Origin of the sequence: Nonomuraea sp. NPDC049152 (genome assembly GCF_040648355.1) — a bacterium.
Lineage (GTDB): Bacteria > Actinomycetota > Actinomycetes > Streptosporangiales > Streptosporangiaceae > Nonomuraea.
In genome coordinates, this window is sequence record NZ_JBEZDO010000038.1 from 51,533 (window position 1) to 75,918 (window position 24,386).

20 protein-coding genes, 1 tRNA gene and 1 riboswitch are annotated in these 24,386 nt (G+C 69.0%); of the genes, 10 read left to right on the forward strand and 11 right to left on the reverse strand.

Annotation, left to right across the window (positions count from 1 at the left end):
- Nucleotides 1-6 precede the first annotated feature (6 nt).
- From AB0B45_RS43905 to AB0B45_RS43930, 6 genes are read right to left on the reverse strand one after another with little or no spacing between them, the layout of a single operon-like run.
- Nucleotides 7-1,461 (reverse strand): protein kinase, encoded by a 1,455-nt coding sequence (locus AB0B45_RS43905; RefSeq protein ID WP_358143732.1) that lies wholly within the window; start codon nt 1,459-1,461, stop codon nt 7-9.
- A complete protein-coding gene (locus tag AB0B45_RS43910; RefSeq protein WP_358143734.1) occupies nt 1,458-2,873 on the reverse strand; it encodes a penicillin-binding transpeptidase domain-containing protein in 1,416 nt (471 codons plus the stop codon). Before AB0B45_RS43910 ends, AB0B45_RS43905 begins: the two co-directional genes overlap by 4 nt.
- A 38-nt stretch (nt 2,874-2,911) precedes the next feature.
- Nucleotides 2,912-4,261, reverse strand: coding sequence for an FtsW/RodA/SpoVE family cell cycle protein (locus AB0B45_RS43915; RefSeq protein ID WP_358143810.1), 1,350 nt, complete (start codon nt 4,259-4,261; stop codon nt 2,912-2,914).
- A 30-nt stretch (nt 4,262-4,291) separates the two neighbouring features.
- Entirely contained in the window at nt 4,292-5,584 is a 1,293-nt protein-coding gene (locus AB0B45_RS43920) for a Stp1/IreP family PP2C-type Ser/Thr phosphatase (protein ID WP_358143736.1), read from the reverse strand.
- Complete coding sequence (locus AB0B45_RS43925; protein ID WP_358143738.1) at nt 5,581-6,051, reverse strand: FHA domain-containing protein; 471 nt, start codon at nt 6,049-6,051, stop codon at nt 5,581-5,583. The genes AB0B45_RS43920 and AB0B45_RS43925 overlap by 4 nt, the downstream gene beginning before the upstream one ends.
- 17 nt (nt 6,052-6,068) lie before the next feature.
- Nucleotides 6,069-6,809, reverse strand: a complete 741-nt coding sequence (locus AB0B45_RS43930; protein ID WP_358143740.1) for a DUF3662 and FHA domain-containing protein — start codon at nt 6,807-6,809, stop codon at nt 6,069-6,071.
- A 162-nt stretch (nt 6,810-6,971) separates the two neighbouring features.
- Between AB0B45_RS43930 and AB0B45_RS43935 the strand changes: the two genes are divergently transcribed.
- From AB0B45_RS43935 to AB0B45_RS43945, 3 genes are all read left to right on the forward strand, one after another.
- A tRNA-Leu gene (locus AB0B45_RS43935) sits at nt 6,972-7,054 on the forward strand.
- A 384-nt stretch (nt 7,055-7,438) separates the two neighbouring features.
- Nucleotides 7,439-10,183, forward strand: a complete 2,745-nt coding sequence (locus AB0B45_RS43940; RefSeq protein ID WP_358143742.1) for a hypothetical protein — start codon at nt 7,439-7,441, stop codon at nt 10,181-10,183.
- A gap of 404 nt (nt 10,184-10,587) precedes the next feature.
- Nucleotides 10,588-12,120 (forward strand): hypothetical protein, encoded by a 1,533-nt coding sequence (locus tag AB0B45_RS43945; RefSeq protein WP_358143744.1) that lies wholly within the window; start codon nt 10,588-10,590, stop codon nt 12,118-12,120.
- 48 nt (nt 12,121-12,168) lie between these two features.
- Here the strand turns inward: AB0B45_RS43945 and AB0B45_RS43950 are convergent, their stop codons facing one another.
- Together AB0B45_RS43950 and AB0B45_RS43955 are read right to left on the reverse strand one after the other, a co-directional pair.
- Nucleotides 12,169-13,188, reverse strand: a complete 1,020-nt coding sequence (locus AB0B45_RS43950) for a hemolysin family protein (RefSeq protein ID WP_358143746.1) — start codon at nt 13,186-13,188, stop codon at nt 12,169-12,171.
- Entirely contained in the window at nt 13,185-14,516 is a 1,332-nt protein-coding gene (locus AB0B45_RS43955) for a hemolysin family protein (protein WP_358143748.1), read from the reverse strand. The genes AB0B45_RS43950 and AB0B45_RS43955 overlap by 4 nt, the downstream gene beginning before the upstream one ends.
- A 244-nt stretch (nt 14,517-14,760) precedes the next feature.
- Here AB0B45_RS43955 and AB0B45_RS43960 point away from each other — a divergent pair, with 244 nt between their 5' ends.
- A complete protein-coding gene (locus tag AB0B45_RS43960) occupies nt 14,761-15,993 on the forward strand; it encodes an LCP family protein (RefSeq protein WP_358143750.1) in 1,233 nt (410 codons plus the stop codon).
- A gap of 27 nt (nt 15,994-16,020) precedes the next feature.
- Here AB0B45_RS43960 and AB0B45_RS43965 read toward each other — a convergent pair whose 3' ends face one another.
- The gene (locus AB0B45_RS43965; RefSeq protein WP_358143752.1) at nt 16,021-16,677 is read right to left on the reverse strand and encodes a GPP34 family phosphoprotein; all 657 of its coding nucleotides are present in this window, start codon (nt 16,675-16,677) and stop codon (nt 16,021-16,023) included.
- A gap of 66 nt (nt 16,678-16,743) precedes the next feature.
- On the opposite strand from AB0B45_RS43965, the gene AB0B45_RS43970 reads away from it, so the two are divergent.
- Genes AB0B45_RS43970 through AB0B45_RS43980 form a run of 3 tightly spaced genes read left to right on the forward strand, consistent with a single transcriptional unit; the run spans nt 16,744 to nt 18,889 of the window.
- A complete protein-coding gene (locus AB0B45_RS43970) occupies nt 16,744-17,334 on the forward strand; it encodes a DM13 domain-containing protein (protein ID WP_358143754.1) in 591 nt (196 codons plus the stop codon).
- A 10-nt stretch (nt 17,335-17,344) separates the two neighbouring features.
- Nucleotides 17,345-17,950 carry a TenA family protein gene (locus tag AB0B45_RS43975; RefSeq protein ID WP_358143756.1) on the forward strand — a complete coding sequence of 202 codons (606 nt, stop codon included), beginning with the start codon at nt 17,345-17,347 and terminating at the stop codon, nt 17,948-17,950.
- A 60-nt stretch (nt 17,951-18,010) separates the two neighbouring features.
- Nucleotides 18,011-18,889: a DNA-formamidopyrimidine glycosylase family protein gene (locus AB0B45_RS43980; protein ID WP_358143758.1), complete on the forward strand. Its 879-nt coding sequence runs from the start codon at nt 18,011-18,013 to the stop codon at nt 18,887-18,889.
- Between the two features lie 7 nt (nt 18,890-18,896).
- Here the strand turns inward: AB0B45_RS43980 and AB0B45_RS43985 are convergent, their stop codons facing one another.
- Entirely contained in the window at nt 18,897-19,226 is a 330-nt protein-coding gene (locus AB0B45_RS43985; protein WP_358143760.1) for a rhodanese-like domain-containing protein, read from the reverse strand.
- A 321-nt stretch (nt 19,227-19,547) separates the two neighbouring features.
- Here AB0B45_RS43985 and AB0B45_RS43990 point away from each other — a divergent pair, with 321 nt between their 5' ends.
- Nucleotides 19,548-20,189 carry a hypothetical protein gene (locus AB0B45_RS43990; RefSeq protein WP_358143762.1) on the forward strand — a complete coding sequence of 214 codons (642 nt, stop codon included), beginning with the start codon at nt 19,548-19,550 and terminating at the stop codon, nt 20,187-20,189.
- Nucleotides 20,190-20,489: 300 nt separating this feature from the next.
- A riboswitch (TPP riboswitch) is annotated at nt 20,490-20,600 on the forward strand.
- Nucleotides 20,590-21,933 carry a cytosine permease gene (locus tag AB0B45_RS43995; RefSeq protein WP_358143764.1) on the forward strand — a complete coding sequence of 448 codons (1,344 nt, stop codon included), beginning with the start codon at nt 20,590-20,592 and terminating at the stop codon, nt 21,931-21,933. (Overlaps the previous riboswitch by 11 nt.)
- On the opposite strand, the gene AB0B45_RS44000 is transcribed toward AB0B45_RS43995, so the two are convergent.
- Nucleotides 21,930-22,472 carry a methylated-DNA--[protein]-cysteine S-methyltransferase gene (locus AB0B45_RS44000; RefSeq protein WP_358143766.1) on the reverse strand — a complete coding sequence of 181 codons (543 nt, stop codon included), beginning with the start codon at nt 22,470-22,472 and terminating at the stop codon, nt 21,930-21,932. The genes AB0B45_RS43995 and AB0B45_RS44000 overlap by 4 nt on opposite strands.
- A gap of 62 nt (nt 22,473-22,534) precedes the next feature.
- Here AB0B45_RS44000 and AB0B45_RS44005 point away from each other — a divergent pair, with 62 nt between their 5' ends.
- Nucleotides 22,535-24,373 (forward strand): PAS domain S-box protein, encoded by a 1,839-nt coding sequence (locus tag AB0B45_RS44005; RefSeq protein ID WP_358143768.1) that lies wholly within the window; start codon nt 22,535-22,537, stop codon nt 24,371-24,373.
- The last annotated feature ends 13 nt before the right edge of the window (nt 24,374-24,386 follow it).

A 24,386-nucleotide genomic window follows, 5' to 3' on the forward strand; every position in this document is an offset into this window, starting at 1 on the left:
GACGCATCACGTCTCCTCGTTCGGCGGGATGGTTTCGCCGGGGTCGGGAGAGCCAGTAGGTGTCACTGTTGGCGTCGGGGTGGGGGTTGGCGTTGGGGTGGGCGTCGGGGTCGGGGTCGGGGTCGGCTTTGGCGTTTTCGTCGTCGGCCGCTGTGTGGGAGTGGCCGACGTACTTACCGTAGCTGACCGTGAGGGTACCGGCCGAGCGGTCCTTGGCGGAACCGTGGCGGGGCGGCGTGGCGGTGTCTTGGTCCTGCTGGGCTTCACCTGTGGCGAGGTTTCGATGGTTTGTGTGGGTTCCGTCACGTTGGGGGTTTCGCTAAGGCCGTAATTGGCAATAGCAAATGTCCCAAGCCCGACGGCGGCCGCGCATCCGGCCGTCGCGACCAGCACCGTGGTGCGCCGCCTGCGCCGCCGCGCGGGCTCGGAGACCCGCGTCATCGCCTCGTCGCCACCGTACGGCCCGCCCATGCCAGGGGGCACGGGAGTGGGCGTGCCGCCGTACGGCCGGGCGGAGTCGGGGGTCGTGACGGGCGCGCCGTAGCCCGGGTCCGTGCGGTGCCCCTCGCCGAGCTGCGGATTGACGCGGAACCCCGCGGGATCGGTCAGCATGCGCAGCTCGGTGCCGTAGTCGTCGGCGCTCAGCAGCGACTGGCGCAGCACGGAGGCCCTGTCGGCCAGCTCCCGCGCGCTCGCGGGACGCATCGACGGTTCCTTCGACAGCAGTGCCATCACCAGCCCGCGCACCGGTACGGGGATCGAGGGGGCCAGCGGCGGCGGAGTCGCGCTGAGGTGCTGGAGCGCGATCGCCACCTGGCTGTCGGCCTGGAAGGGCGTGCTGCCAGCCAGGCACTCGTAGGCCACCACGCCGAGGGAGTAGAGGTCGGTCGAGGGCGTCAACGGCAGGCCCTGCGCCTGCTCGGGGCTGACGTACTGGGCGGTGCCGAGCACGGTGCCCGTCTGGGTGACGGGCGCGGCCTCCATCGCGCGGGCGATGCCGAAGTCGGTGACCTTGATCGTGCCCTCGCGGGTGACGAGCAGGTTGCCCGGCTTGATGTCGCGGTGGATGATGCCCGCCGTGTGCGCCGCCTGCAGCGCCTTGGCGGTCTGGTGGATCACGTCGAGCGCCACCTCGGGCCCGAGCGCGCCGTTGCGCGCCAGAATGGCCGACAGCGGCTCGCCGGGCACCAGCTCCATCACGAGGTAGGCGAGATCGCTCTGCTCGCCGTAGTCGAAGACCTGGGCGATGCCGGGGTCGGCCAGCCCGGCGGTGATCCTCGCCTCGTTGCGGAAGCGGGCCAGGAAAGACGGGTCGGCCGCCACCCCGCCCCTCATGATCTTGACGGCGACCTCGCGGCCGAGCAGCTCGTCCTTGCCGCGCCAGACCTCGCCCATGCCGCCGACGGCGATGCGCGACACCAGGAGGTAGCGCTCGCCGAGCCTGCGGCTGGGGGAGGTCACTTCGCGAGCACCGCCTCCATCACGGCCTTGGCGATCGGCGCCGCGGTGTGGCCGCCGGAGGCCTCGGTGCCGGCGCTGCCCGACTCCACGATGACCGCCACCGCGACCTGCGGATCCTGGGCGGGCGCGAAGGAGATGAACCAGGCGTGCGGCGCCTTGCCCTGGACGGTCTGCGCGGTGCCGGTCTTGCCGCCGACCTCGACGTTGGGGATCTGGGCGAGGTTGGCGGTGCCGTTGTTGACGACGCTGACCATCATCTGCCTGAGTTTGGCCGCCGTGTCGGAGCTGATGGCCTCGGACAGCTCCTCGGGCTTGGCCTCGTCGACGGTGTCGTTCTTGGCGTCGGTGATCCTCTGCACCAGGTAGGGCTTCATGACCTTGCCGTCGTTGGCGATGCCCGCGGCGATCATGGCCATCTGCAGCGGCGTCATCTGGTTGCTGCGCTGGCCGATGGAGGCCTGGGCGAGCGCGGCGTCGTCCTCCTTCGGGCCGACGTCGCTGGCGGACACGCCCATCGGGATGGTGAGCGGCTCGCCGACGCCGAACTTCTTGGCCTGCTCGGCCATCCGGTCGTAGCCGAGATCCATGCCGATCTTGCCGAACGGCGTGTTGCACGAGCGCTCCAGCGCGTAGACCAGCGGCACCTGGCCGCCACCGCAGGCCGCGCCGCCCGAGTTGGGCAGGTCGGCGGTGGTGTTGGGCAGGTCGAGCACCTGGGGCGCGGGCACGATGGTCTGACCGTCGCGGCTGGAGTCGTCCTCCAGGTACGCCGCCGCCGTCACCACCTTGTACGTGGAGCCGGGCGGGTAGGTCCTGTTGATGGCCCTGTTGACCAGCGGGCCGTTGGCCCTGTCCTCGTCGAGCTTGTTGTAGGCGGGGAAGACCTTTTTCCGGTCCGTGCCCGAGAGCACGTTCGGGTCGTAGGTGGGCAGCGACACCATGGTCAGGATCGCGCCGGTCTTCGGGTTCAGCGCGACGACCGCGCCCCTCTTGCCGCTGGCCGACAGCGCCTCGTGGGCCGCCTTCTGCGCCTTCGGGTTGATCGTGACCTCGACGTTGGCGCCGCGCGTGGGCTCGCCGGTGAACAGGTCGATGCTCTTGCGCAGCAGGAGGTCGGGGTGGCTGGCGTCGAGGTAGCCGTTGGCGGCGCGCTCGATCGCCGACTCGCTCTCCGGGGAGAAGAAACCGGTGACGTGCGCGAAGACCTTGCCGTCCGGATAGTCGCGGATGAAGCGGTAGTCGCCCTTCTTCTGCTCGACCGACTGCGCGAGGATCGTGCCGCCGGCCGTGATGCGGCCGCGCTGCACCTCGTAGCGGTCGAAGAAGTTGCGCTTGTTCCTGGAGTCGGAGCTCAGCTTCTCGGCCTTGAGCGCCTGCACGTAGTTCACGTTCAGCATGAGCAGCCCGAACATCACGAGACATGCTGCGGCCGCGCGCTTGAGAGGCCCGTTCATCGCTGGAACACCTGCGTCAGTCCTTCGTCCTGGATCGCCTGGGGCGGGGGGCGTCGGGCGGCATCAGACATGCGTACCAGAAGGGCGATAAGGATCCAGTTAGCCAGCAGCGCCGAACCGCCTTGCGACATGAACGGCGTGACGAGACCCGTCAGCGGGATGAGACCGGTGACGCCGCCGACGATGATGAAGATCTGCCAGGCGAGGATGAACGACAGGCCGCCCGCCAGCAGCTTGGAGAACGGGTCGCGGGCCGCGATCGAGGTGCGCAGGCCGCGCTCCACGATGAGCGCGTAGATGAGCAGCAGCGCCATCAGGCCGGTGAGGCCGAGTTCCTCGCCCACGGCGGTGAAGATGAAGTCGGAGAAGGCCAGCGGGATCTCCTTGGGATGGCCCTGGCCGAGCCCGGTGCCGAGGATGCCCCCCGCGCTCAGCCCGAACAGCCCTTGCATGAGCTGGTAGCTGCCGCCGAATGGGCGCTCGTAGTAGACGGGGTTGGCGGGGTCCAGCCACACGTCGAACCGGTCGCCCACATGGCTGAAGAGCTGGCCCGCGATGTAGGCGCCGCCGACGAACAGCAGCACGCCGATCAGCACCCACGAGGTGCGCTGCGTGGCGATGTAGAGCATCACGACGAAGCCGCCGAACAGCAGCAGGGAGGAGCCCAGGTCACGCTGCATCACCAGCACGCCGATCGCGACGGCCCAGGTGATGAGGATGGGGCCGAGGTCGCGGGCGCGCGGCAGGTCGATGAACAGCAGCCGCCGCCCTGCCAGCGCCAGCACGTCGCGCTTGGCCACCAGGTAGCCGGCGAAGAAGATCACCAGGGCCAGCTTGGCGAACTCGGCGGGCTGGATGCTGAACCCGCCGACGCCGATCCAGATGCGGGCACCGTTGATGGTCTTGCCGAGCCCCGGGGTGAGCGGAGAGATCAGTAGGACCAGACCCACGAGGCCCGCGGTGTAGGTGAGGCGCTGCAGGGCGCGGTGGTCGCGCAGCACGATCAGCGTCACGGTGAAGAGCACCACGCCGACGCCGGTCATGATGATCTGGTTGGTGGCGGACGCCCCCTCCTGCTTGGCCAGCTCCAGCCGGTAGATCATCACCAGACCGAGGCCGTTGACCAGCGTGACGAGCGGGAGGATCAGCGGGTCCGCCCATGGGGCGAACTTGGCGAGCACGAGGTAGGCGGCCAGCATGATGCCGCCGAGGCTCAGGCCGTAGGTCAGCATGCCTGCGGGGATGGCGCCGTCGACGGCCAGGCCGACGTTGGCGTAGGCCCCCATGACGATCGCCACGGCGCCGGCCAGCATGAACAGCTGAGCGGCACGCCGTTTCGCGGGCATGGGGACGGGGGTCGCGACCACTTCGCTCACCTACTGGGACCTCGTCTTGGTCGGGGAGGATGACGGGGTGGCCGACGCTTTCGGCTCGGTGGCCTTCTGCTGCTCGGTGGCGTTGAACTTCAGGCTGTTGATCTTGGTGACACCGTCGTCTTCGCTGTCGACCTCGATGCCGTCCCTCACCAGCGCCTGATCGGTGGAGGGCAGGTCGGAGAGCTTGCGGCCCGTGGACTTGACCACCTCGAAGAACTGTATGGGGCCCACCTCCTGCTGCACTCCGCGAAAAACGACCACTTCGCCGTCCCTGGCTCCGACGAAGTACTGGTCCTGAACCCATTGCCAGCCGAAGTAGCCGCCTGCACCGGCGGCCACAGCGGCCACGCCAAGCACGGAGACCAGCACGGGCCACACACGACGACGCCTGTCGCGACGCCCGGACGCCTCGGCGCCCTGGAAGTCGTCGTCATCGTCGTCGGTGATCACCGGCTGGGGTGCGGTCACCGCGCTCACTCGCCCCGCCGGCTCACCCGGCGAGCTCGATCGCAGGCGGCCCATGCCGGCCGCGCCGACGACCGCCGCCTCGGTGGGCACCGGAGGGCCCTCGCCGAGGTCCACCACGTCGGCGAGCACGCACGTGATGTTGTCGGGGCCGCCGCCCCTGTTCGCCAGGTCGATGAGCTGGCGAACGACTTCCTCGGGGTCGTCGATGTTGGTGAGCGTCGCGTGCAACGTCTCGGCGCTCACCACCCCCGACAGCCCGTCGGAGCAGAGCAGGTATCGGTCGCCGAGCTGGGCCTCGCGCAGCGTGAGGTCGGGATCGACCTCGCCGCTCCCGTCGAGCGCTCGCAGGAGGATCGACCGCTGCGGATGCGTCGCCGCTTCCTCGGGGGTGATCCGCCCGTCGTCCACCAACTGCTGGACGAGCGTGTGGTCGTGGGTGATCTGGTAGAGCTCCCCGCGTCTGAGCAGGTAGGCGCGCGAGTCGCCGACGTGCACGAGCGCGACCTGGGTGCCGTTCCAGAGCATCGCGGTGAGAGTGGTGCCCATGCCCTTGAGGCTGGGATCCCGCCCGACCATCTCGTGGAGCTTGCGATTGGCGTCGCGTACCGCTGCCTCGATGGCGTTGAGCAGGTCACCCCCCGGTTGGCTCTCTTCCAGAGAGGCCATTGCGGCGATGGCGACGGAGCTCGCCACCTCGCCGTGTGCGTGCCCGCCCATGCCGTCGGCGACGGCGAGCAGGCGGCCGCTAGCGTACGCCGAGTCCTCGTTCCCTTCGCGAAGGAGGCCGACGTCCGAGCGGGCGGCGTAGCGGAGTGCGATGGTCATTTGCGCAATTCAATGACTGTCTTGCCGACACGGATCGGAACACCGAGCGGCACCGGGGTCGGGCGGGTGACTTTCGAGCGGTCGAGGTACGTGCCGTTGGTTGAGCCAAGATCTTCCACGATCCACTGACCGTCCTGAGGGAAGAGTCGGGCATGCCGGCTGGAAGCGTAGTCGTCGGTCACGACCAGCGTGGCGTCATTGGCCCTGCCGATGGTGATGGGCGTCTCCGTGAGATTGATGGTGGTGCCCTGCAGGGGGCCGCCCGTGACGATCAGCTGCCGCGGCTCCCCCTTCTTGCTCTTGGGCTTGGCAGCAGGTTTGGGACTCGCCGCCTTCGCCCGTGGAGCCGCTGGAGCGGTGCGTGAACCGAACAGGTCTGTCCGGATCACCCCGACTGCGGCAATGACAAAGAACCACAGCACCGCCAGGAAGGCGAGCCGGATCAGCAGCAGCGTGAGCTCGGACATGGACCGTTTGTCTACCCCTAATCGCGCCGGAACACCAGAGTCGTGCGCCCCAGGGTGACACGAGTGCCGTTCTGGAGCTCGATCCTGCGTACCGGCTGGCCGTTGACGAAAGTGCCGTTCGTGGACCCGAGGTCGACGAGAACGACCTGTGGACCCTCGACGCGCAGCTCCGCGTGGTGCCTGGAGACGCCCGGATCGACAAGACGAAGATCGCAGTCGGTGCCCCTCCCAAGCAAGGTCACCGGAGTGGTCAGCTCGTAGGAGCGGTCACCCTGCGGATCGTCCTGCGTCGAGACGAGCAGCCTCGGCCTTCCCCCGAACGCCCCCGGCCTCGAGGCCGGCAGGTCGCTCTTGGGCTGGCGGATCTCGTCCTGCTCGACCGTCGCCCCTCTGATGACACCCGAGCGGATACGGAACAGCCCGACCGCCAGGTCGTTGGCCGTTTCGAAACGAACCCGGACCGGTCCCACGAAGGAGTAGCCCTGTTCCTTGGCGTACTCCCTGGCAAGGTTGGCCAGCTCGTGGCTGATGCTGTCGGCGTAGACCTCGAGCCTCTCGGCGTCGGTCGTCGACAGCTCCACCACGAAGTCGTTGGGCACGAGCGTGCGGCCCTGAGCCACGATGGCGGCCCGCTCGTCCATCTCCCGCTGTACGGCGCTGGCGACCTCGACCGGCTGAAGGTCAGATTTGAACGCCCGCGCAAAGGCCCCCTCAACCAAGCCTTCGAGCCTTCGCTCGAAGCGCTGAAGGACTCCCACCGGGTACCTCCCTTCCTCCGTGCATATCGTCGCGGTCGCTGGGGTGCCCGTGGCTCCTGAGTCGCTCTCTTGCACCCAGCTCTTCTTTCCGCGTCTTGATGCGATCGTATCCGGGTTCGGTACCAGCGTCTGATCCGTGCTACTGTTTCTCCGCACCCAAAAGGGCGGGTGGCGGAACGGCAGACGCGCACGGTTCAGGTCCGTGTGTCCGAAAGGACGTGAGGGTTCAAATCCCTCCTCGCCCACTCCGGTCACCGAAGTAAATCGGTGGACCCACATTGACGAAGCAGAGCCCCGGTTCGCAAGAGCCGGGGCTTCTTTTTTGGTCACGGCCTGAACCCGCGTGGGAAACGTTACCTGACACCACTTGCAGACCGCTTTCATGTCGCTTACAAGACCATTTCGCGGTTTTCGCGGTTTCGCTGAGAGCTGAGCGATTGGTGTGATCCGCGCGTCGTGAGGGTGGCAAGCCTCACTTTTCTCGCTTACTTCGTATATCCGACACTCTCCGTTGACGGGTCATATCTGTGCGTATAGCGTCGCGGCTGCGTCGGCCGGCCCCCTGGTGACATCGAGGCTGACGAGATCAGCGCACCGACAAGCCACCCCTCCAGGTGAGGAGCACCGCCGTGCCTGACGTCTTCTCGCACCTCGACTACACGATCCTTTCCGACCTCACCCTCCAGCCTGGAACGTTCCGGATCTCGGCGAGCCCGAGCGGCCGGCGACCGTTCCACATCTCGCTCTGTGACGCGGCCGGCACGCGGGTCGCGGACCTCGACGGCGGCGCGGGCCAGTCCGAGCCCTACCCGCTGAGCGTCCTCGGCGAGGGCAGGCTGAGCGCCAGGCTCGACGCCCCCGACGGGAGCGTGACGACGATGGTCCTCATCGAGGACGCGGCCGCACTGGACCGGCGCAGGGTGCAGTTCAACTGGCAGGCGGCGGGAGCCGTATCGGCGCAGAACGGCCACGGCAGGCCGCTGGCCGAGCTCGACCCGAACGGCTCGCCTGTGGTGCTCAGCTACGACATCCCCGAGCCGACCAGCTACCGCGGGCGCCAGATCATCGAGCTCGACATCCCCTCGGACTACTTCGTGAAGCCGAGCTCGGCCCGCACGCCGCCCCTCTACGTCAGCCACGCGATCTCCGCCGACGCCGCGCTGGCCCAGGGCGCCTTCCGCGTCTCGCTGACCCCGCCCGTCGGCGACTCCAGGCTCTTCACCTGCAACCTGTTCAACGAGTCGGGGGCGCAGGTCTGGAGTGTGAGCGCGATCGGAGGCACGACCGACTCCTCCCCGCTCACCTTCGATCTGTTCGCGGGGACCACGCTGACCGCGAAGGTGAACCACCAGGGCGGCAACCAGCCGGACATCGTGATCCCGCTGGTCTTCCCCGAGGGGCCCTCCGTGATGCTGAACCAGCGGAAGGTCCACTTCACCTGCTCGTCGGCCACGGTCACCGGCCCGCTCAGGCAGGACGCCACCACCGCGAACCCTGCCCCGGACGGCGAGGTCCGGGTCGCGTCCATGTACATCGGGCACTCGATCACGCCCGATGACACGCTCCCGACGGGCACGTTCGGGTTCTCCATGACCGTGCCGGCCGAGGCGCAGAGGGAGTACTACTGCTGGCTGGTCAACGAGGCGGGCGCCGTGGTGTGGGGCATGCGCTCGGTCGGCGAGGTCACCGACTCCACCCCGTGCGCCTTCGGCCCGATCCCCGGCAGCACCCTCACCGCCAGGCTCAACTATCAGGACAGCGGGCTGCCCGACGTCGCCATCCCGCTGACGCTCCCCGGCAGCCTCGCCTCGGCGCTGAACCGGCAGCGCATCCACTTCGTCTGGTCCGAGCAGCCCGTGGCGCTCGACCCGAGCAGCTTCGAGCTGCCGGGCGACGAACTCGTCGGCGAGGCCAGCCCCGGCAGGCGGGCCAGCGAGCTGACCGTCCAGGAGATCGCCGACAAGTTCCGGCTTGCCCAGCAGACCGCCTACTTCGACCCCGCGGTCTTCCCCAACATCCAAGGCGGCGACGACGCCACCAGCAGGGCGCTCATCATCGAGGAGCTGGACAAGCTCGACGAGAAGACCGTGGTCGTCCAGCTCATGGCCGGTAACAGGCTGGCCGTCTACCGGGACGCGAGTGGCCGCTACACCCACCGCTTCATCCCCGCGCCGCGCGGGGGAGCCCCCGCGCTCATGCTGGTGGAGTACTACCGGCTCTCGTCCTTCCCCGCCAGGTACGGCGCCGGCCGTACGATCAAGACTTTCTCGCTACTCCCTGGAGAGCGCACGGAGATCCAGGTGCGCAGCTACAAGCGCACGGAGAAGTCGATCAGCCAGGCCTCCTCCATCCTCGACTCCACCAGCGACGAGGTGGAGAGCGACTTCGAGCAGAGCGTGCAGGCCGAGCACGCGACCCAGGACAACACCGGCAGGGCGTTCGAATACCACGCGGAGGCGCGAGCCGAGGTCAGTGCCACATGGGGCTGGGGCAAGGCGAACGCGTCCGTCAGCGGAGGGGTGAAGGGGTCGTCGAACGCCACCCGCGAGGAGCTGGCCAAGAACGTCTCCACGGCGGTGGCGCACAACGCCTCGCGCGCCTCGTCCAGGCGCGACGTGACGGTCGACACCACCCTCGACATGAAGCAGGAGGAGAGCGAGGAGCACGCGATCACCCGCGCGCTGGAGAACGTGAACGTCAGCAGGACGCTGAACTTCGTCTTCAGGCAGATGAACCAGGAGTTCGTCACGCTGCTCCACCTCGTGGACGTCAGGTTGGCCTTCTTCAACGGCTTCACCGAGTCACGCAACGAGGTGCCGCTGCCGCAGCTCGGCAAGCTCCTCGGGCTCTACATCGTCGAGGAGCGCAGGGAGGAGGTGATGGCGGGCATCATCGCGGAGCTGCGCAGCATCGCCGACCACACGGGCACGCCGATCAGCGATTTCGTGGAAGAGGTCGGGGCCGAGGACACCAGCCCCTATCTGCGGGTCAACCCCGCGATCACCTCGACCTACCGCCCGGGGGCGGACGCACACGCGATCACCGTTCCCGGAGTGATCGTCTCCGCCGACTCCCACGTCATGCGTACGGACGGCATCGTCGTCGACACCTTCCTCGGCAGGGGCAACGGCCTGGACGAGTACTCCTCGGGCCTGCAGCAGCAGGCGGTGCGCGCCCGCCAGATCGAGAACGACGCCCAGCAGGCGGAGCTGGACAGGCTCAGGCTGGCCGTCCAGCTGGTGCGTGAGGGCGACAGCGTGGGCGTGGACCTGTTCCAGCGGCTGTTTCCCGTGCTGCCCGTGGTCAACCACATCGGGCACGCCTCGATCACCGCGGGACTCAACGGGCATCCCGTCAAGCCGGACGCCTCATGAGCCACTCAAGCGCGCAGCCTGAGCTCGAGGACTTCGCGCCGGCGGACGCGGTCCTCCCGCGGACGCCGGTTCCCCAGGCGGCGGTTCCTCCTCCGCCGCTTCCTCAGACGGCGGTTCCTCAGACGCCGCTCCCTCAGACTGCTCTGACCGATGCCCCGCTTGGGCAGGCCGTCGCCGCGGCGGGTGTTGACCCTCCAGCGCCACAGCCTCAGGCGCCGTCCGCGGAGGAGGGGCCGCCACCGCGGTTCGAGAGGGGCGAGCAGTCGCTCAGGCAGGCCGCCTGGGCCAACCTCGAGGTTCTCACGGAGTTCATCCGGGCGAAGGCCGGGTCGAAGCTTTGGAAGTCCGAGAAGATGCGGCCCGTCCGGGACCGGTTGAAGGAGCTGAGGAATCGGATCACCGCGATGATCCAGGAGATCGCCGACCTCGAAGAGCGCGGCGTGGCTCTCCACCAGTACTTCGAGGACACGCTGGTGGAGGATCTGAACGCCTACTACGGTCTCGTCGTCCACTTCGCCGGGCAGCGCAAGGTCGCGGACTTCCATCTGATGGGTGAGGACGACCTCATCCTCCACCTGTTCGCCAAGCGGTCGCACGACGAGTACCACGTGTCGGCCGGCGGGGAGCTGAGCCTCGAACCGCCCACCGGCGCGGTCACGCACAGCAGCCTCGGCGGCAAGATCGTCTCCCACAAGGGACTGCCCATCCTGGTCATCGACCTCGAGCACCTGCCGCCCTCGGCCGTGATGATCATCCTGGAGGTACGCAACAGGCGGACCGTGTCAGGCGTCGTCTACAAGGGGTCGAAGAGGGACACCGAGCCCAAGGCCTCGGGAGGTCTCCGGTCGTGGCACCAGAACGAGCTCGGCCTGCTGCCGCGGATGAAGGAGGCGCCCGAGAGCTGGTCCCTGGCGAGAGGCAAGGCGTATCACGACTTCTGGGAGGAGGAGCGCGAGGGGGGCATCGCGGGCAGGCAGCGGGACAAGCAGCAGAAGATCGTCGAGACAGGCGTGTACGAGCTGACCGTCGGCGGCGTCACCGACAAGGTCAGGCTGATGTACGACTACGTCCACGACCGCTTCTTCTTCACCTTCCACTACAAGATCATTCAGCTCCCTGACGCCTCTACGAAGCATCCGAAGACCAAGCAGTTGAGCGAAGCGGTCGCCGAGCTCAAGTCTCCGTCGAAAGGCGAGAGATGGACCAGCGGCTACTTCCTCGTCGACATTCCGCCGGACTCGCCATGCGTCATCGCGCCGCCGGATGAGGAAGACGAGGAGGAAGAGGAGACGGTCACGGCCGCGCCCCCTCCCTTCCCCGGCATGCCCCTGACTCCCTCCCTGCCCGGGCACGGTGTCACCCTTCAGGTGCCGAGGAAGCTGTGGGAACAGGCGGTCGCCGCGTTCAATCGGGCCCAGCAGGCGCTGGAGCCCCAAGGCCTGAAGCTCGAGGCCGGCACCGCCAGCAACGACCTGATCGTCTACAACTACGTGACGAAGGAGTTCTTCGACTTCCACCTCACGTGCCTGTGCGACACGAGCGGTCAGAACATCATGAAAATCCATCTCGCCGTGCGCCTCACCGGAGCCCACACCTCGGTCATCTACTGGTGGTACGCGCTGTCATGCGGGGAGCTGCCGGACGGCATCAAGAAGATCCAGGAGAAGCTGAACAAGAACCAGCAGCCGGCGAAGGGAGGGGTCATCCCGCTCGACGACTACGAGTGGCATCTCGACGGCTCGCCGAACGGCCACGGAGCCGCCGACCTGCCGGGATTCTGGAAGAGGATCGAGCCGTACGAGGCCCTGCTCAACGGAGAGGCGATCCTCGACGGGATCCTCCGCGAACTGCGCGACAAGGCGAAGGGCGTCAAGGTCGTGACCTCCCAGCGGCCGGAGGACAAGGGCAAGGCCTTCTTCTGCCTGTGCGACGAGTGAACTCTCCCGGCCTCCGGGGTCGGGAACCTCGGAGACCGGGGAGTCGGGTCATGCCGCCCTGGTGTCCAGCAGCTCGCCGAGCAGGTCGCTCAGGCTCACCATGCCGATGACCGACAGGTCGCCCGCGGTGACCAGGCCCAGATGCGCTCGCGCGTCCTGAAGGGCCGCCACGGCCTCCGGCACCTGCGTCACGCACGGCAGGCGCGGCAGCGGCCGCGCCAGCTCTCCAGCCGTCGCTTCGCGGCGGAGTACGGCGTCGCGCGCGTGCAGCACACCCTTGATGTCGGACGGCGTGCCGACCGGCAGCCGCAGGTGCCCGGTCTCGCCCGCGGTCCGCTTGATCTGGTCGGAGCCCGCGTCGGCCGGCACCATGACGACCCTGTCGATCGGGACCATGAGCCGCTCGATGCCCTCGGCCTCCAGCCGCAGCGCCCTGGTGAGCAGGTCGTGCTCGTCGCGGTCGAGCAGGCCCATCCGGCCCGACTCGCCGACCAGCATGGCCAGCTGGCGAGGCGTCCTGGTGGTGGCCAGTTCGTCGCGGGCGTGCACGCCGAACAGGCGCAGGATCAGGTTGGTGACGCCGTTCAGCACCCACAGCAGGGGGCGTACCAGCCATGTGAAGGCCCGGAAGGGCGCCGCCAGCAGCATCGCGGCCAGTTCCGGGTGGGTCAGCGCCCACGACTTGGGCGCCATCTCGCCGACGACCATGTGCAGGAACGTGATCAGGGCCAGCGCGATGGTCAGCGAGATCGGCACCCGCAGCCCCTCGGGCAGGCCCATCCAGCCGAAGACCGGCTCCAGGTAGTGCTCGATCGCGGGCTCGGTCACCATGCCGAGGCCGAGTGTGCAGAGCGTGATGCCGAGCTGCGCGCCCGCCAGCATGAGCGGCAGCTGCTTGCCGCCGCCGACCGCCGACTTGGCGACGAACCTGGTCAGCCTGCCGCTGCCGGAGGCGATCTCCTCCAGGCGGTGTCGGCGCAGCGACACGAAGGCGAACTCGGCGGCCACGAACAGCGCGTTGAAGGCCAGCAGCGCGACGCTGACGACGATCATGGTGAGCGGGTTCACTTGCCCACCTCCGCGTGGTGCTGGACGGGGGCGAGCCGTACCCACTCGGGAACGCGGCGGTGCAGGGAGAGCACGGTGAGGACGGCCTCCGAGTCGGGCGCGTCGTCCTCGAACGGGTCGGGGTCGGTGACGAGCTCCACGGTCACCTTGTCGCCCGGCTCGGCCATCCTGGCCAGCCTGGCGAGCACGAGGCCCGCCACGGTGTCGTAGTCGTCGCTCTCGGGGAGCGCGATGCCCGTGGCCCGCTCGACCTCGTCCAGCCTGAGCGTGCCTGGGACGTCCCAGACGCCGCCGGGCCGCTCGATCGCGCCGACGGGCTCGGGGTCGTTCTCGTCGACGAGCTCGCCGACCAGCTCCTCCGCCAGGTCCTCGACGGTGATGACGCCGGCGAGCCCGCCGTACTCGTCGATGACGCAGACGAGCTCGTCCTTGGCGGCGCGTATCCGCTCCAGCACGAGCGGCAGCGGCAGCGAGTCGGGGACGAGCACCGCGGGCCGGGTGATCGCGCTGACGGGGCCGTCCTCCAGACCGGAGGCCAGCAGCTCGCGCACGCCCGTCACGCCCACCACGTCGCCTTCGGGGCCGAGCACCGGGTAGCGCGAGTGGCCGCACTCCCTCATCGTCTCGATGAGGTCGGAGATCGTGTGGTCGTCGCGCAGCACGACCACGCGGGGCCTGGGGACCATCGCCTCCTCCGCGATGCGGTCGCCGAACTCCAGCGCCCGCTCCAGCAGGTCGGACAGCCTCGGTGGCAGCTCGCCCGCCTGGGTCGACTCGGCGATGATCCTGGACAGCTCCTCAGGGGTCGCGCCGTGCTCGACCTCCTCCACGGGCTCGACGCCGAGGCGGCGCAGCAGGCCGGTGGCGGCGGAGTCGAAGAGCTTGATGACCGGGCCGGCGATCGTCAGGTACATCAGCGTCGAACGGGCCAGGAACTTGGCCACGGGCTCGGGCTTGGCGATGCCGAGGTTCTTCGGGGCGAGCTCGCCGAAGACCATCTGGATGACGGTCGCCACGAAGACGCCGACGGCCACGGAGAAGGCCGCGGGCAGGTCACCGAGCAGGGGCCGGACGAGCGTCGCGATCGCGGGTTCGGCGAGGAAACCGACGAGCAGGGCGGTGACGGTGATGCCGAGCTGCGCGCCGGAGAGCATGAACGACAGACGTGAGGTGACCCGCAGCGCCCGCTCGGCGGCCGCGTCACCGGCGTTCGCCTGCTCGCGCAGCAGGCCCCTGTCAGCGGCGACGAAGGCGAATTCCTGGGCGACGAAGTAACCGGTCGCCGCGGTGAGAAGGAAGAGGGCGAGAATGCCGAGATAGGCGCTCATTTCGAGCTCTCAGAGGGTCCCGTGCGAATGCACGGGCCAGTACTCCATGGGTCCGGAGCGGACACGATCATCCTTTCGGTCGAGGTCGTCCACAAAACCGTAACGACCGAGGTGGCGTCAGATGTTTCCGGAGGGACTCCGGGGCTTGTCTGCGTACTTTTCCATGGGAAAACCTTGCCGAGCAGTCTGCACTGGTGGGAGGTACGAAGTACCGTCGAATCCATAGCGAGGGGGAGAAAACGACGTGACCGAGGACGACCGCACCAGAGCCATGCGCTCGCCAGGTGACGCCCGCCCGCTGCCCAGACGGCAGGACGGATCGTTGCGCTCAGGCGGCGCGCCCGCGCACCAGGTCCCAGGCGCGGAGCCCACGAGGGTCAACGAGCAGCCCCCCATGCCCGAGCAGCCGCGGTCCTCTTCGCGTGTGTACGGCAAAGCCCGCTCGGGCGACAGCCCGGTCCGCCCGCTCGGCAAGCCGCCGAAGGAGCCCCGCGAGCCCCGGGGGCCCCGGCTGCGCGGCCGGATCAAGGGCGGGACGATCCTGAAGATCATCGCAGCCCTGGTCGCCGTCCTGCTGGTGCTGGCCGTGGTCGGGTTCTTCTGGATCAACGGGCGGATCAGGACCGTCGACCGCGTGCTCGACGACTACCCGGGCCGCCCAGCCGACACCCCCGGCACCAACTGGCTGCTCGTCGGCTCCGACAGCCGCGAGGGCCTGTCCGCGGCCGACCGCAAGAAGCTCGCCACGGGAAGGGCCATCGGCCAGCGCACCGACTCGATGATGCTGCTGCACATCCCCGAGGGCGGCGACCGGCCCACCCTGGTCAGCCTGCCCCGCGACTCCGCGGTCAGCATCCCCGGTCAGGGGCGCAACAAGCTCAACGCGGCCTTCGCCATCGGCGGCCCCCAGTTGCTGACCCGCACGGTCGAGAACGTCACCGGCATCAGGGTCGACAACTACATGGAGGTCGGCTTCGCCGGGTTCGTCGGCATCGTCGACGCGGTGGGCGGCGTGGAGATCTGCGTCAAGAACGCGATCAACGACCCCAAGGCGGGGCTCAAGCTCAAGAAGGGCTGCCAGGAGATGGACGGCGGCACCGCGCTCGGCTACGTCCGCACCAGGAAGGGCGGGGCGCTGCCCGACTTCGAGCGGACCAAGCGGCAGCGGCAGTTCCTCAGCGCGGTCGTGAAGAAGGCGGCCAGCCCCGGCGTGCTGATCAACCCGTTCACGTCGATCCCGCTGGCGATCGGCGCGACGGACGCGGTGCGGGTCGACGGGTCGAGCGGCGCGTTCGACCTGCTGTCGCTCGGGCTGGCGATGGGGGGCGACCCCGTGACGACCGTGGTGCCGTTCGGCGGGAACGAGAGCGTCGCGGGCGGGCAGGCGGTCAAGTGGGACACCGCGCGGGCGACGCAGCTGTTCGACGCGCTGAAGGAGGACAAGCCGGTCCCGAAGGACGCCCTCGACAAGGGCTGATCTCGCCCCGCTCTTCCGGGGGCCGGGTCAGCCGGCGGTGCTCGTGGCGGCGCCGATGGCGGCGCTGGTCGCGGCGATCACGATGACCGCGTTGATGTCGGCGATGGTCTTGGCGACCGCCTCGCCGGCCCAGTCGCCCTCGGTGATCTCCTTGATCCGTTCCTTGCTCGCCCCTGGAAAGGCCTTGCGGTCCAGCTTGCAGGCGTGCATGACCGCGATCAGCACCGCCGTACGCGCGTCGGGGTCGGCGCCGGCCAGCGCGCTCGCCACCCGCTCGCGGACCTCGGCCTCCACGCTGGCGTCGGCCTCCGGCCAGCGCGTCGTGGGGAAGATGCCGAGCACCTTGCCTCGCTCCTGCGTCAGCACCCCGCTGTCGGCGAGCTTGGTCAGCAGGCGGTTCTTCAGCTTGGTGTTGCCGAGCTTGGTGATCCACCAGGCGGGCTTGCGCTCCTTGCCGTCCTCCGCGATGCGGACCAGCGCTTCGTCGAGATCGGCGTCGCCGCCTCTGGTGGCGTCCTTCACGACGACCTTCTTCTGCGACAGCTCGATCCTGCCCTCGACGGCCAGCTCGGCGAGTACGGCACCGCCCAGCGCGGCGCCCAGCTCGGTGGTGCCGATCAGCGGCTTGCCATCTTCCTCGCGGTAGGCGAGAAGCAGGACCTCTTCGGCGATGGTGACGGTCATGCCTCGACCCTATGTCGTAAGGGGTCCGTAAGCGTTGAGGGGAGCGTCGCGTGGTCAGGTGGACACATGAAGCTCTTGCGCCATCCGCTGACCTGGATCGCCGCGGCGGTGGTCTTCGGGGTCGCGATGTACCTGTTCCAGCCGTGGCGGCTCTTCACCACCGTCGAGGTGAACGAGCCCTTCCCCGTGGCGGCCACCGCGCCGTCGGGGGAGGCGAACCCGCCGGCGGCCAGCCGGCCGTCCGAGGGCGGCCCGTCCCAGGGGGAGCCGAGCCCGAGCGTGCCGCGGGCCCGCGTGGCTCCCGCGGCGACCGTGCTCCTGTCCGGAGACTTCGTGACTCATGAGCACAAGACCTCGGGCGTCGCCAAGGTGCTCAGGCTCCCTGACGGCAGGCGGGTCCTGCGCATCGAGGGCCTGGCCACCTCCGACGGCCCCGACCTGCGCGTGTGGCTGAGCGACCAGCCCGTCACCGACTCGTGGCGCAACTTCGACGACGGCGAGTACCTGGAGCTCGGCCATCTCAAGGGCAACAAGGGCAACGCCAACTACGCCATTCCGGCCGCAGCCGACCTCGGCCGCCTCACCAGCGTGTCGATCTGGTGCAAGCGGTTCAGCGTGTCGTTCGGCGCCGCCGCTCTCACTGCCGGAAACCGGTAACTTGCCCCATATGTCGATTTCCGCGGAACTGCACGCCATCGGCCGGCCCCTGCTCGACGCGCAGCTCGCGCATCCCACGGTCGTGGGCATCGGCAGAGGCGACCTCGAGGAGAAGGTCTTCAGGTCGTGGCTCGAACAGGACTGGCTGTTCCTGCACGACTACGTGCGCGTGTTCGCCAGGCTGGCCTGGCAGGCGCCCGCCGCGCACCTCGGAGACCTGGTCGACCTGGCGCACACGACCTACCATGACGAGCTTTCGCTGCACAGGTCGCTGTCGGCCGAGTTCGGCGCCGACCTGGACGGCGCGGTGAAAGGGCCCGCCTGCGCCGCGTACACGGCGTTCCTGCTGGAGTCGGCCGCCGACTACGCCGAAGGGCTCGCCGCGCTCTACCCGTGCATGTGGGGGTACTCCACGCTCGGCCGGATCCTCGCCGAGAACAAGCCGGAGGAGCGCCGCTACCGCGCCTGGGTCGACACCTACGCCGATCCCGGTTTCGCGGCTCTGACCACGCGGATCGCCGAGATGATCGACGAGACGGCCCCTGACCTGTCCCGGGCGAAGGCGCTGTTCACCGAAGGCATGCGCCACGAACTGGCCTTCTGGGACGTCCCCTGACCGCCACTTGATCAACTGTTTGGTTGGCCGCCGGGGGCGGGCGCGCCTTAATCTGGACGCATGCCGGAACTTCCCGAAGTGGAGTCGCTCGCCGAGTTCCTGCGCGAGCAGGCGGTCGGCCGCACGGTCCTGGCCGTCGACGTGGTCGCCTTCCAGGCGCTCAAGACCTTCGATCCGCCCGTCACCGCGCTCGGCGGGCTGACGGTGACCGGCGTGGCGAGGCACGGCAAGTTCCTCGACCTCGACTGCGACGGTCTCCACCTGGTCACCCACCTGTCGAGGGCGGGGTGGCTGCGCTGGCGCGACGACCTGTCGGGCGCCAAGCCCGTCCGTCCGGGCAAGGGCCCGCTCGCCGTTCGGGTACGGCTGGCGCCCGACGACGAGGGCGCGGCGCCCGGCTTCGAGCTGACCGAGGCGGGCACGCAGAAACGCCTGGCCGTCTACGTGGTCAAGGACCCGATGGAGGTGCCTGGCATCGCCTCGCTCGGGCCCGATCCGCTCGTGCCCGAGTTCACCGTGCAGGCGTTGAAGCAGATCGTGGGCGGCAACCGTACCCAGATCAAGGGCCTGCTGAGAGACCAGAAGATCATCGCGGGCATCGGCAACGCCTACTCCGACGAGGTGCTGCACGCGGCGAAGATGTCGCCCTTCAAGATCGCCGCGACGCTGACCGACGCGCAGATCGCCGACCTGCACGAGGCGATCGTCACCACGTTGCGGGACGCGATGGAGCGGGCCCACGGGCTGGCCGCCAAGGACCTCAAGGCGGAGAAGAAGTCGGGGCTGCGCGTCCACAACAGGGCGGGGCAGACGTGCGACGTGTGCGGCGACACGATCCGCGAGGTGTCCTTCGCGGACTCCTCGCTGCAGTACTGCCCGACGTGTCAGACCGAGGGCAAGATCCTGGCCGACCGCCGGATGTCGAAGCTGCTCAAGTAGGTGCTCGTCAGGCGACGAACGGGGGCCGGCCGGTCTCGCTGACCAGCGGCTTGCCCGCCATCTCCCACGACTGCATGCCGCCGCCGATGTTGACCGCGTCGCGGCCGACGTGGTTCAGCCACGCGGCGGCGTGCGCGGAACGGCCGCCGACCCTGCACACGACGTAGACGGGGCCGGACGGAAGCTCGTCGACGCGGGCCTGGAGCTCGCCGAGCGGGATGTGGGTGGCGTCGGGGGCGTGGCCCGCCGCCCACTCGTCGTTCTCACGGACGTCGAGCAGGAAGGCGCCGGCGGGCATTTCGGTCACATCGATTTCGGGAACGGTCATGCCTACCATTCTCGCGGACCCGCCGCACCACATCCTCCAGAAGACGCCGAGGTGGGAGGGGGTGGTTGCCAAAAAGGGCCGAGGTGTCATATTTCGGCGCAAACTAGAAACCGCGGGAGCTCGGGCATGGCCGGGCTGAGAGGGTGACCCCCACGCGTCGCCGACCGCATGAATGGCTCATTTCAGCACCGTGTCCAGGATCCGCTGTTCCGCCCCGCCCTTGACCGGCCGGTCGCGGAACTCGCTGACCTGCCTGTCTGTGCAGACGATCGCTGCGTGACTCGCGCACGTTATCCGGCACCCAGGGGAAGGAGTTGCGATCATGGGGGAATGTTCAGACGGAGGATCTTGGTGGGTGCGGCGCTGGCCCTGCTGGCGAGCGCGCAAGGCTGCAGTACGGGGCTCACCGCAACGGGAACCGCGACGAGCGAGACCAGGGTGGCGAGCGAAATCCCCCAGGGTTTCCTCCTGGGTGAGCCATATGCCAGGAAGACGCCTACCACCTCACCGGACGAGCCCGAGGAGAGCTGGGTGAAACTCAACGACAAACTGTCCGGCCCGCTCGAGGTCGGCGCCTGCGGCACCGAGAGGGACGCGGAAGGGCGTACCGACATGCGAACGATCGTCTACACCACTTCGGCCCCCGAGTACGGCAGCGAACAGCTCGCCCTCTATCGGAGCAAGGAGGCTGCGAGCGAGGTCATGGCGAGGCTGCGGGAGTGTGTCAAGAGCGTGAACCCCACCGGGAGGGTACTTGAGGGCATCGGCGACGAGGCCATCTGGGTGGCGGGAGAGCGCGACCTGGCAGTCTCGTACGACATGAAGGTCGGCGCGGTGGCCGCCCGCCGCGGGAGCGCCCTGTTCGTCTACACCTCCTCTGATGAATCGGTGCTGGACGGCCCGGACGACTTGCCTGTTTCCGCGCGCAAGATGGCAGAGAAGGTCTGTACCCTCCAAGGAGTTTGCGACTAAGCCAGTGTGTGCCACTGTCCTCAGGGGGCCGCGGTGCCGTTCACCCCCGCGCGAACCCGGACGACCTCGACAGGGCGTCAGCCGTGGCGGACTATGACGGAAGTACTGCGAGTCCTCCGAATCCTCCGAGCGAGCCAAACCCGGTATGGCGGGCAGGCGAGCGAGGCGGGTGCGCTGACCGGCGGCGCCCACGCGCCAGGTGTCGCGGAAGCCGGGAGCGGAGAGCCGCAGGGGTGGTTGAACGCGGACAAATGGTGCATCATTGGGGCGCGAGCTGGGCAGATCCCGGCCGCACTCACAAGTCCAAACCGCGGGAGCTCGGGGCAACCGGGCTGAGAGGGCAACTGCCGTTGCCGACCGCATGAACCTGTCCGGGTAATGCCGGCGTAGGGAGCGTGTGATGACGCATGTCGTCGACCCGAAACATGCCGAAGTACCGCTGACACTCGACGAGGCCCCGCCCAGAACGCTGGGCGTCCTCGACCAGGGCGCCTTCTGGGCCAACCTCGGGGTCAGCCTCCTCGGCTTCTCCTTCGCCCTCTTCCTCATCAACCCGCTGCTCGACGACAACCCGCTGACCATGACGGCCGCGGTCACCGCGACCGTCGTCGGCAGTCTCATCGGCACGGCCATGGTCGGTCTGGCCGCCATCCCCGGCGTCCAGACGGGGAAGCCGGCGATGGTGCTGCTCAGGGGCCTGTTCGGGGCCAAGCTGTCCTACGTGCCGACCGTGCTTAACATCATCCAGATGCTCGGATGGGGCGCGTTCGAGCTGTGGGTCATCTCCATGGGAGCCCAGGCGATCTTCGGTGACGCCGTGCCGTACGCCGTCTGGGTGGTCATCGCGGGTGCGATCACCACCGGGCTGACGATCTACCCGCTCGGCGCGATCAGGCTGATCAGGCGGGTCGTCACGGTCGGCGTGATCATCTCGACCGTCTGGTTCGCTGTGACGCTCCTGCAGAGCGCCCCCACGCAGACCGGCGGCAGCTGGGACGCCTTCGCTCCCGCCGTCGACTTCGTGATCGCGCTGTCGGTCTCCTGGGTGCCGCTGGCCGCCGACTTCGCCAGGCACTCGCGCAGCAGCTCGGCCGCCTTCACCGGCGTGGTGAGCGGCTACACGATCGCGCAGGTCGCGTGCCTGGCCATCGGCGTCTACGCGGTCGCGATCGCCGGGCAGGACGCCGTGCTCAACGACCCGACCACGGTCTTCGGCCCGTTCGTCGCCGCCCCGCTGGGCGCGCTGTTCTTCGGCGTCCTGGTGCTGCGAGAGACCGACCAGTCGTTCGCGAACGTCTACTCCGTGGCCATGTCGCTGCAGAACCTCATGCCGCGCGTCGACCGGCGGCTCTTCTCGGTGGCGATCGGGGTGCTGACCATCGGCGTGGCGCTCCTCGTCGACGTCAACTCCTACAGCGCCTTCCTCAGCATCATCGGCGCCGTCTTCGTGCCGATGCTCGGCGTGCTCGTGGTCGACTACTTCGCGCTCGGCAGCGCCAAGACCTGGAACACCAGCGAGAACGCCCCTTCCCGCTGGCTCATGACCATCCCGTGGGCGCTCGGGTTCTGCGCGTGGTGGCTGCTGGCCGCGCCGTCCACGATCTCGTGGTGGGCGGCGATCTGGGACGGCATCCGCGCGGCGCTCGGCTTCACCCGCCAGCCGTGGATGAGCGCGGCCGTGGGCGCGTTCCTGGTCGCGGGCCTGGTCACCCTGATCATCGGCCTGGTAAGGCGGCGGCGCTAGCCCTCGACCCGCAGCAGACGTTCGAGCGCGGTGGGCCCGCCGGGGTAGCCGTCGCGATCGGCGACCCGGTGGCAGGGCACGATCACGCACACCGGGTTGCCGTTGAGCGCGTTGCCGATCGCGCGGAGCGCCTGTGGCCGTCCGATGCGGGCCGCCAGGTCGCCGGTGGTGGTGCTGGTGCCGTACGGCACGGCCATCGTCATCTGCAGCAGCGTGCGCGCGAACGGCGTGGCCAGCTGCAGGTCGACGGGGGTGGTGAAGGCGCGCAGGCGCCTGGAGAAGTAGGCGTCGAGCTCGCGCCGCACCGGGTCGAGGCGGCGCGGGTCGGGACCCACGAGCCCGCCGACGGCCCGCGAGATCCGCTCGAAGACCGCATGCTCGTCGTCGAAGCTGCAGGCGACGACGCCCCTGCCCGTCACCGCGAGCACCAGCGTGCCCACCGCGCCCTCGTAGGTACCGATGGCGACATCCGGCGGTCGCTCGGCGCGGTAGGTGGGTGAGGTGATCCTCACCAGGGCATCGAGCTCGCCAGCCGACATAACCCGCAGCGTATCGGACCGATCAGGCCACGGAGCGACCCTGCCACCGGCACTATGGAAAGGTGGGTGACGAGGAGATCACCGCAGCCGTACTCTCCAGCGCCCCCAACGCGGTCGTCGTGCTCGACAGGGACCAGGCCGTGCTGGTCTGGAATCCTGCGGCGGAGCGGTTGTTCGGATGGAGTTCCGAGGAGATGGTCGGGCGGCGTGCGCCGCTCGTCCCCGGCGAGCTGACCGCCGAGCACAACGCGGTGCTCGAAAGGGTCAGGACGGGCGGTCAGGTCTCGCTGCGCACCAAGCGCTTCCGCAAGGACGGCACGCTCCTCGACGTGCGGGTCGACACCAGCGCACTGCTCCAGGGCACCGCCGTCGTCGGCTACGTGCACGTCCACCATCCGACCGGGGACGACGTCGCCGCGCGCGACAGGGCGGCGCGCAGGGCCAGGCTGGTACGCAGGCTCACCGACGTGGTCGGCGACATCAACGCCGAGCTGGAGCTGCCTGCCGTACTCGACCGGATCGCGGCCAGCCTCACCGAGCTGACGGGAGCCGACGCGGGTGGGTTCGTGCTGATCGAGAAAGAGCGGCTGCGGCTGGTGAGCGCCTACCAGCTGCCGGAGACGCTCAGGGACGCCACCGCCGACCTGCGCAGCAGCCTGGTGGGCAAGCTGATGCGCACGGGCAAGACCGTGATGCTGGAGTCGACGGGCCTCGACGACCTCGTGTGGGCCGAATTACCCGGCCTGCACACGATCGCGCTCGGCCTGGCCGCCGTGGGCGGGCGTCCGTATGGAGCGCTCTACGCCCTGTTCGCCAAACGCAAACCGGGGCACGTCGAGCTGGAGTTGCTGGAACTGCTGGCAGGGCACGCGGGCATCGCGGTCGGCAACGCGGTGGCCTACCAGGAGGCGCTGCGCCAGCGGGCGCACGAGCGCGCCGTCTTCGACGCCAGCGCCGACGGCATCGCGGTGCTGGACGAGGAGGGGCGGGTGATCCAGTGGAACCCCGCCGCGGGAGAGCTCACCGGGGTCGCGGCCGACGACATGATCGGCAGGCCGCCGCCGTTCCCGCTGCCCGAGCCGGGGGAGAAGCTCACCTTCCAGCTCGAGACCGGACGCTGGCTCGACGTCGTCAGCGCGAAGATCGAGGAGACCGGCGAGATGGTGATCGACTTCCGCGACATCACCGCGGCCAAGGAGCTGGAGGAGGCCAAGGACCTGTTCCTGGCCACGACCAGCCACGAGCTGCGCACCCCGATCACGATCGTGCGGGGGTTCGCCAGCACGCTCGACGCCCGATGGGACAAGCTGACCGATCCCGAACGGCGCTCCGCCGTCCACACCATCGCCGAGCGGGCCAGATCGCTCGGCCAGCTCATGGACCACCTGCTGCTCGGCGCCCGCGCCGGAGCCGAGGAGCTCAAGGTCCGCATCGAGACCTTCAGCCTCGCCGAGCGCATCCACGCGGCCACGCTCGGGCTGCCGGTGCTGTCCGACACGCACAGGGTCGAGGTGGTCATCCCCGAGGGGCTGCCCGACGTCAGGGGCGACGCGCTGGCCACCGACATCGTGCTCGGCCAGCTCCTTGAGAACGCTTTCAAGTACTCGCCCGACGGGGGTCTGATCAGCGTCGCGGCATGGGCAGAGGACGAGCGCGTGGTCGTGGTCGTCGACGACGAGGGCGTCGGCATCGCCCCCGCCGACCGTGACCGAATCTTCGAGAGATTCGTCCAGGCCGAGAGCGGTGACCGGCGCAGATTCGGCGGTGTGGGGCTCGGTCTCTACATCGTGCGGAGCCTCGCGAGGGCTCAAGGAGGCGAGGTCACGGCCCATCCGCGCCCCTCTGGGGGGACCAGAATGAGGCTCGTTCTCACTATCGCGCCCGACACACCGAGGCGGTAACGAGCCGGTCACG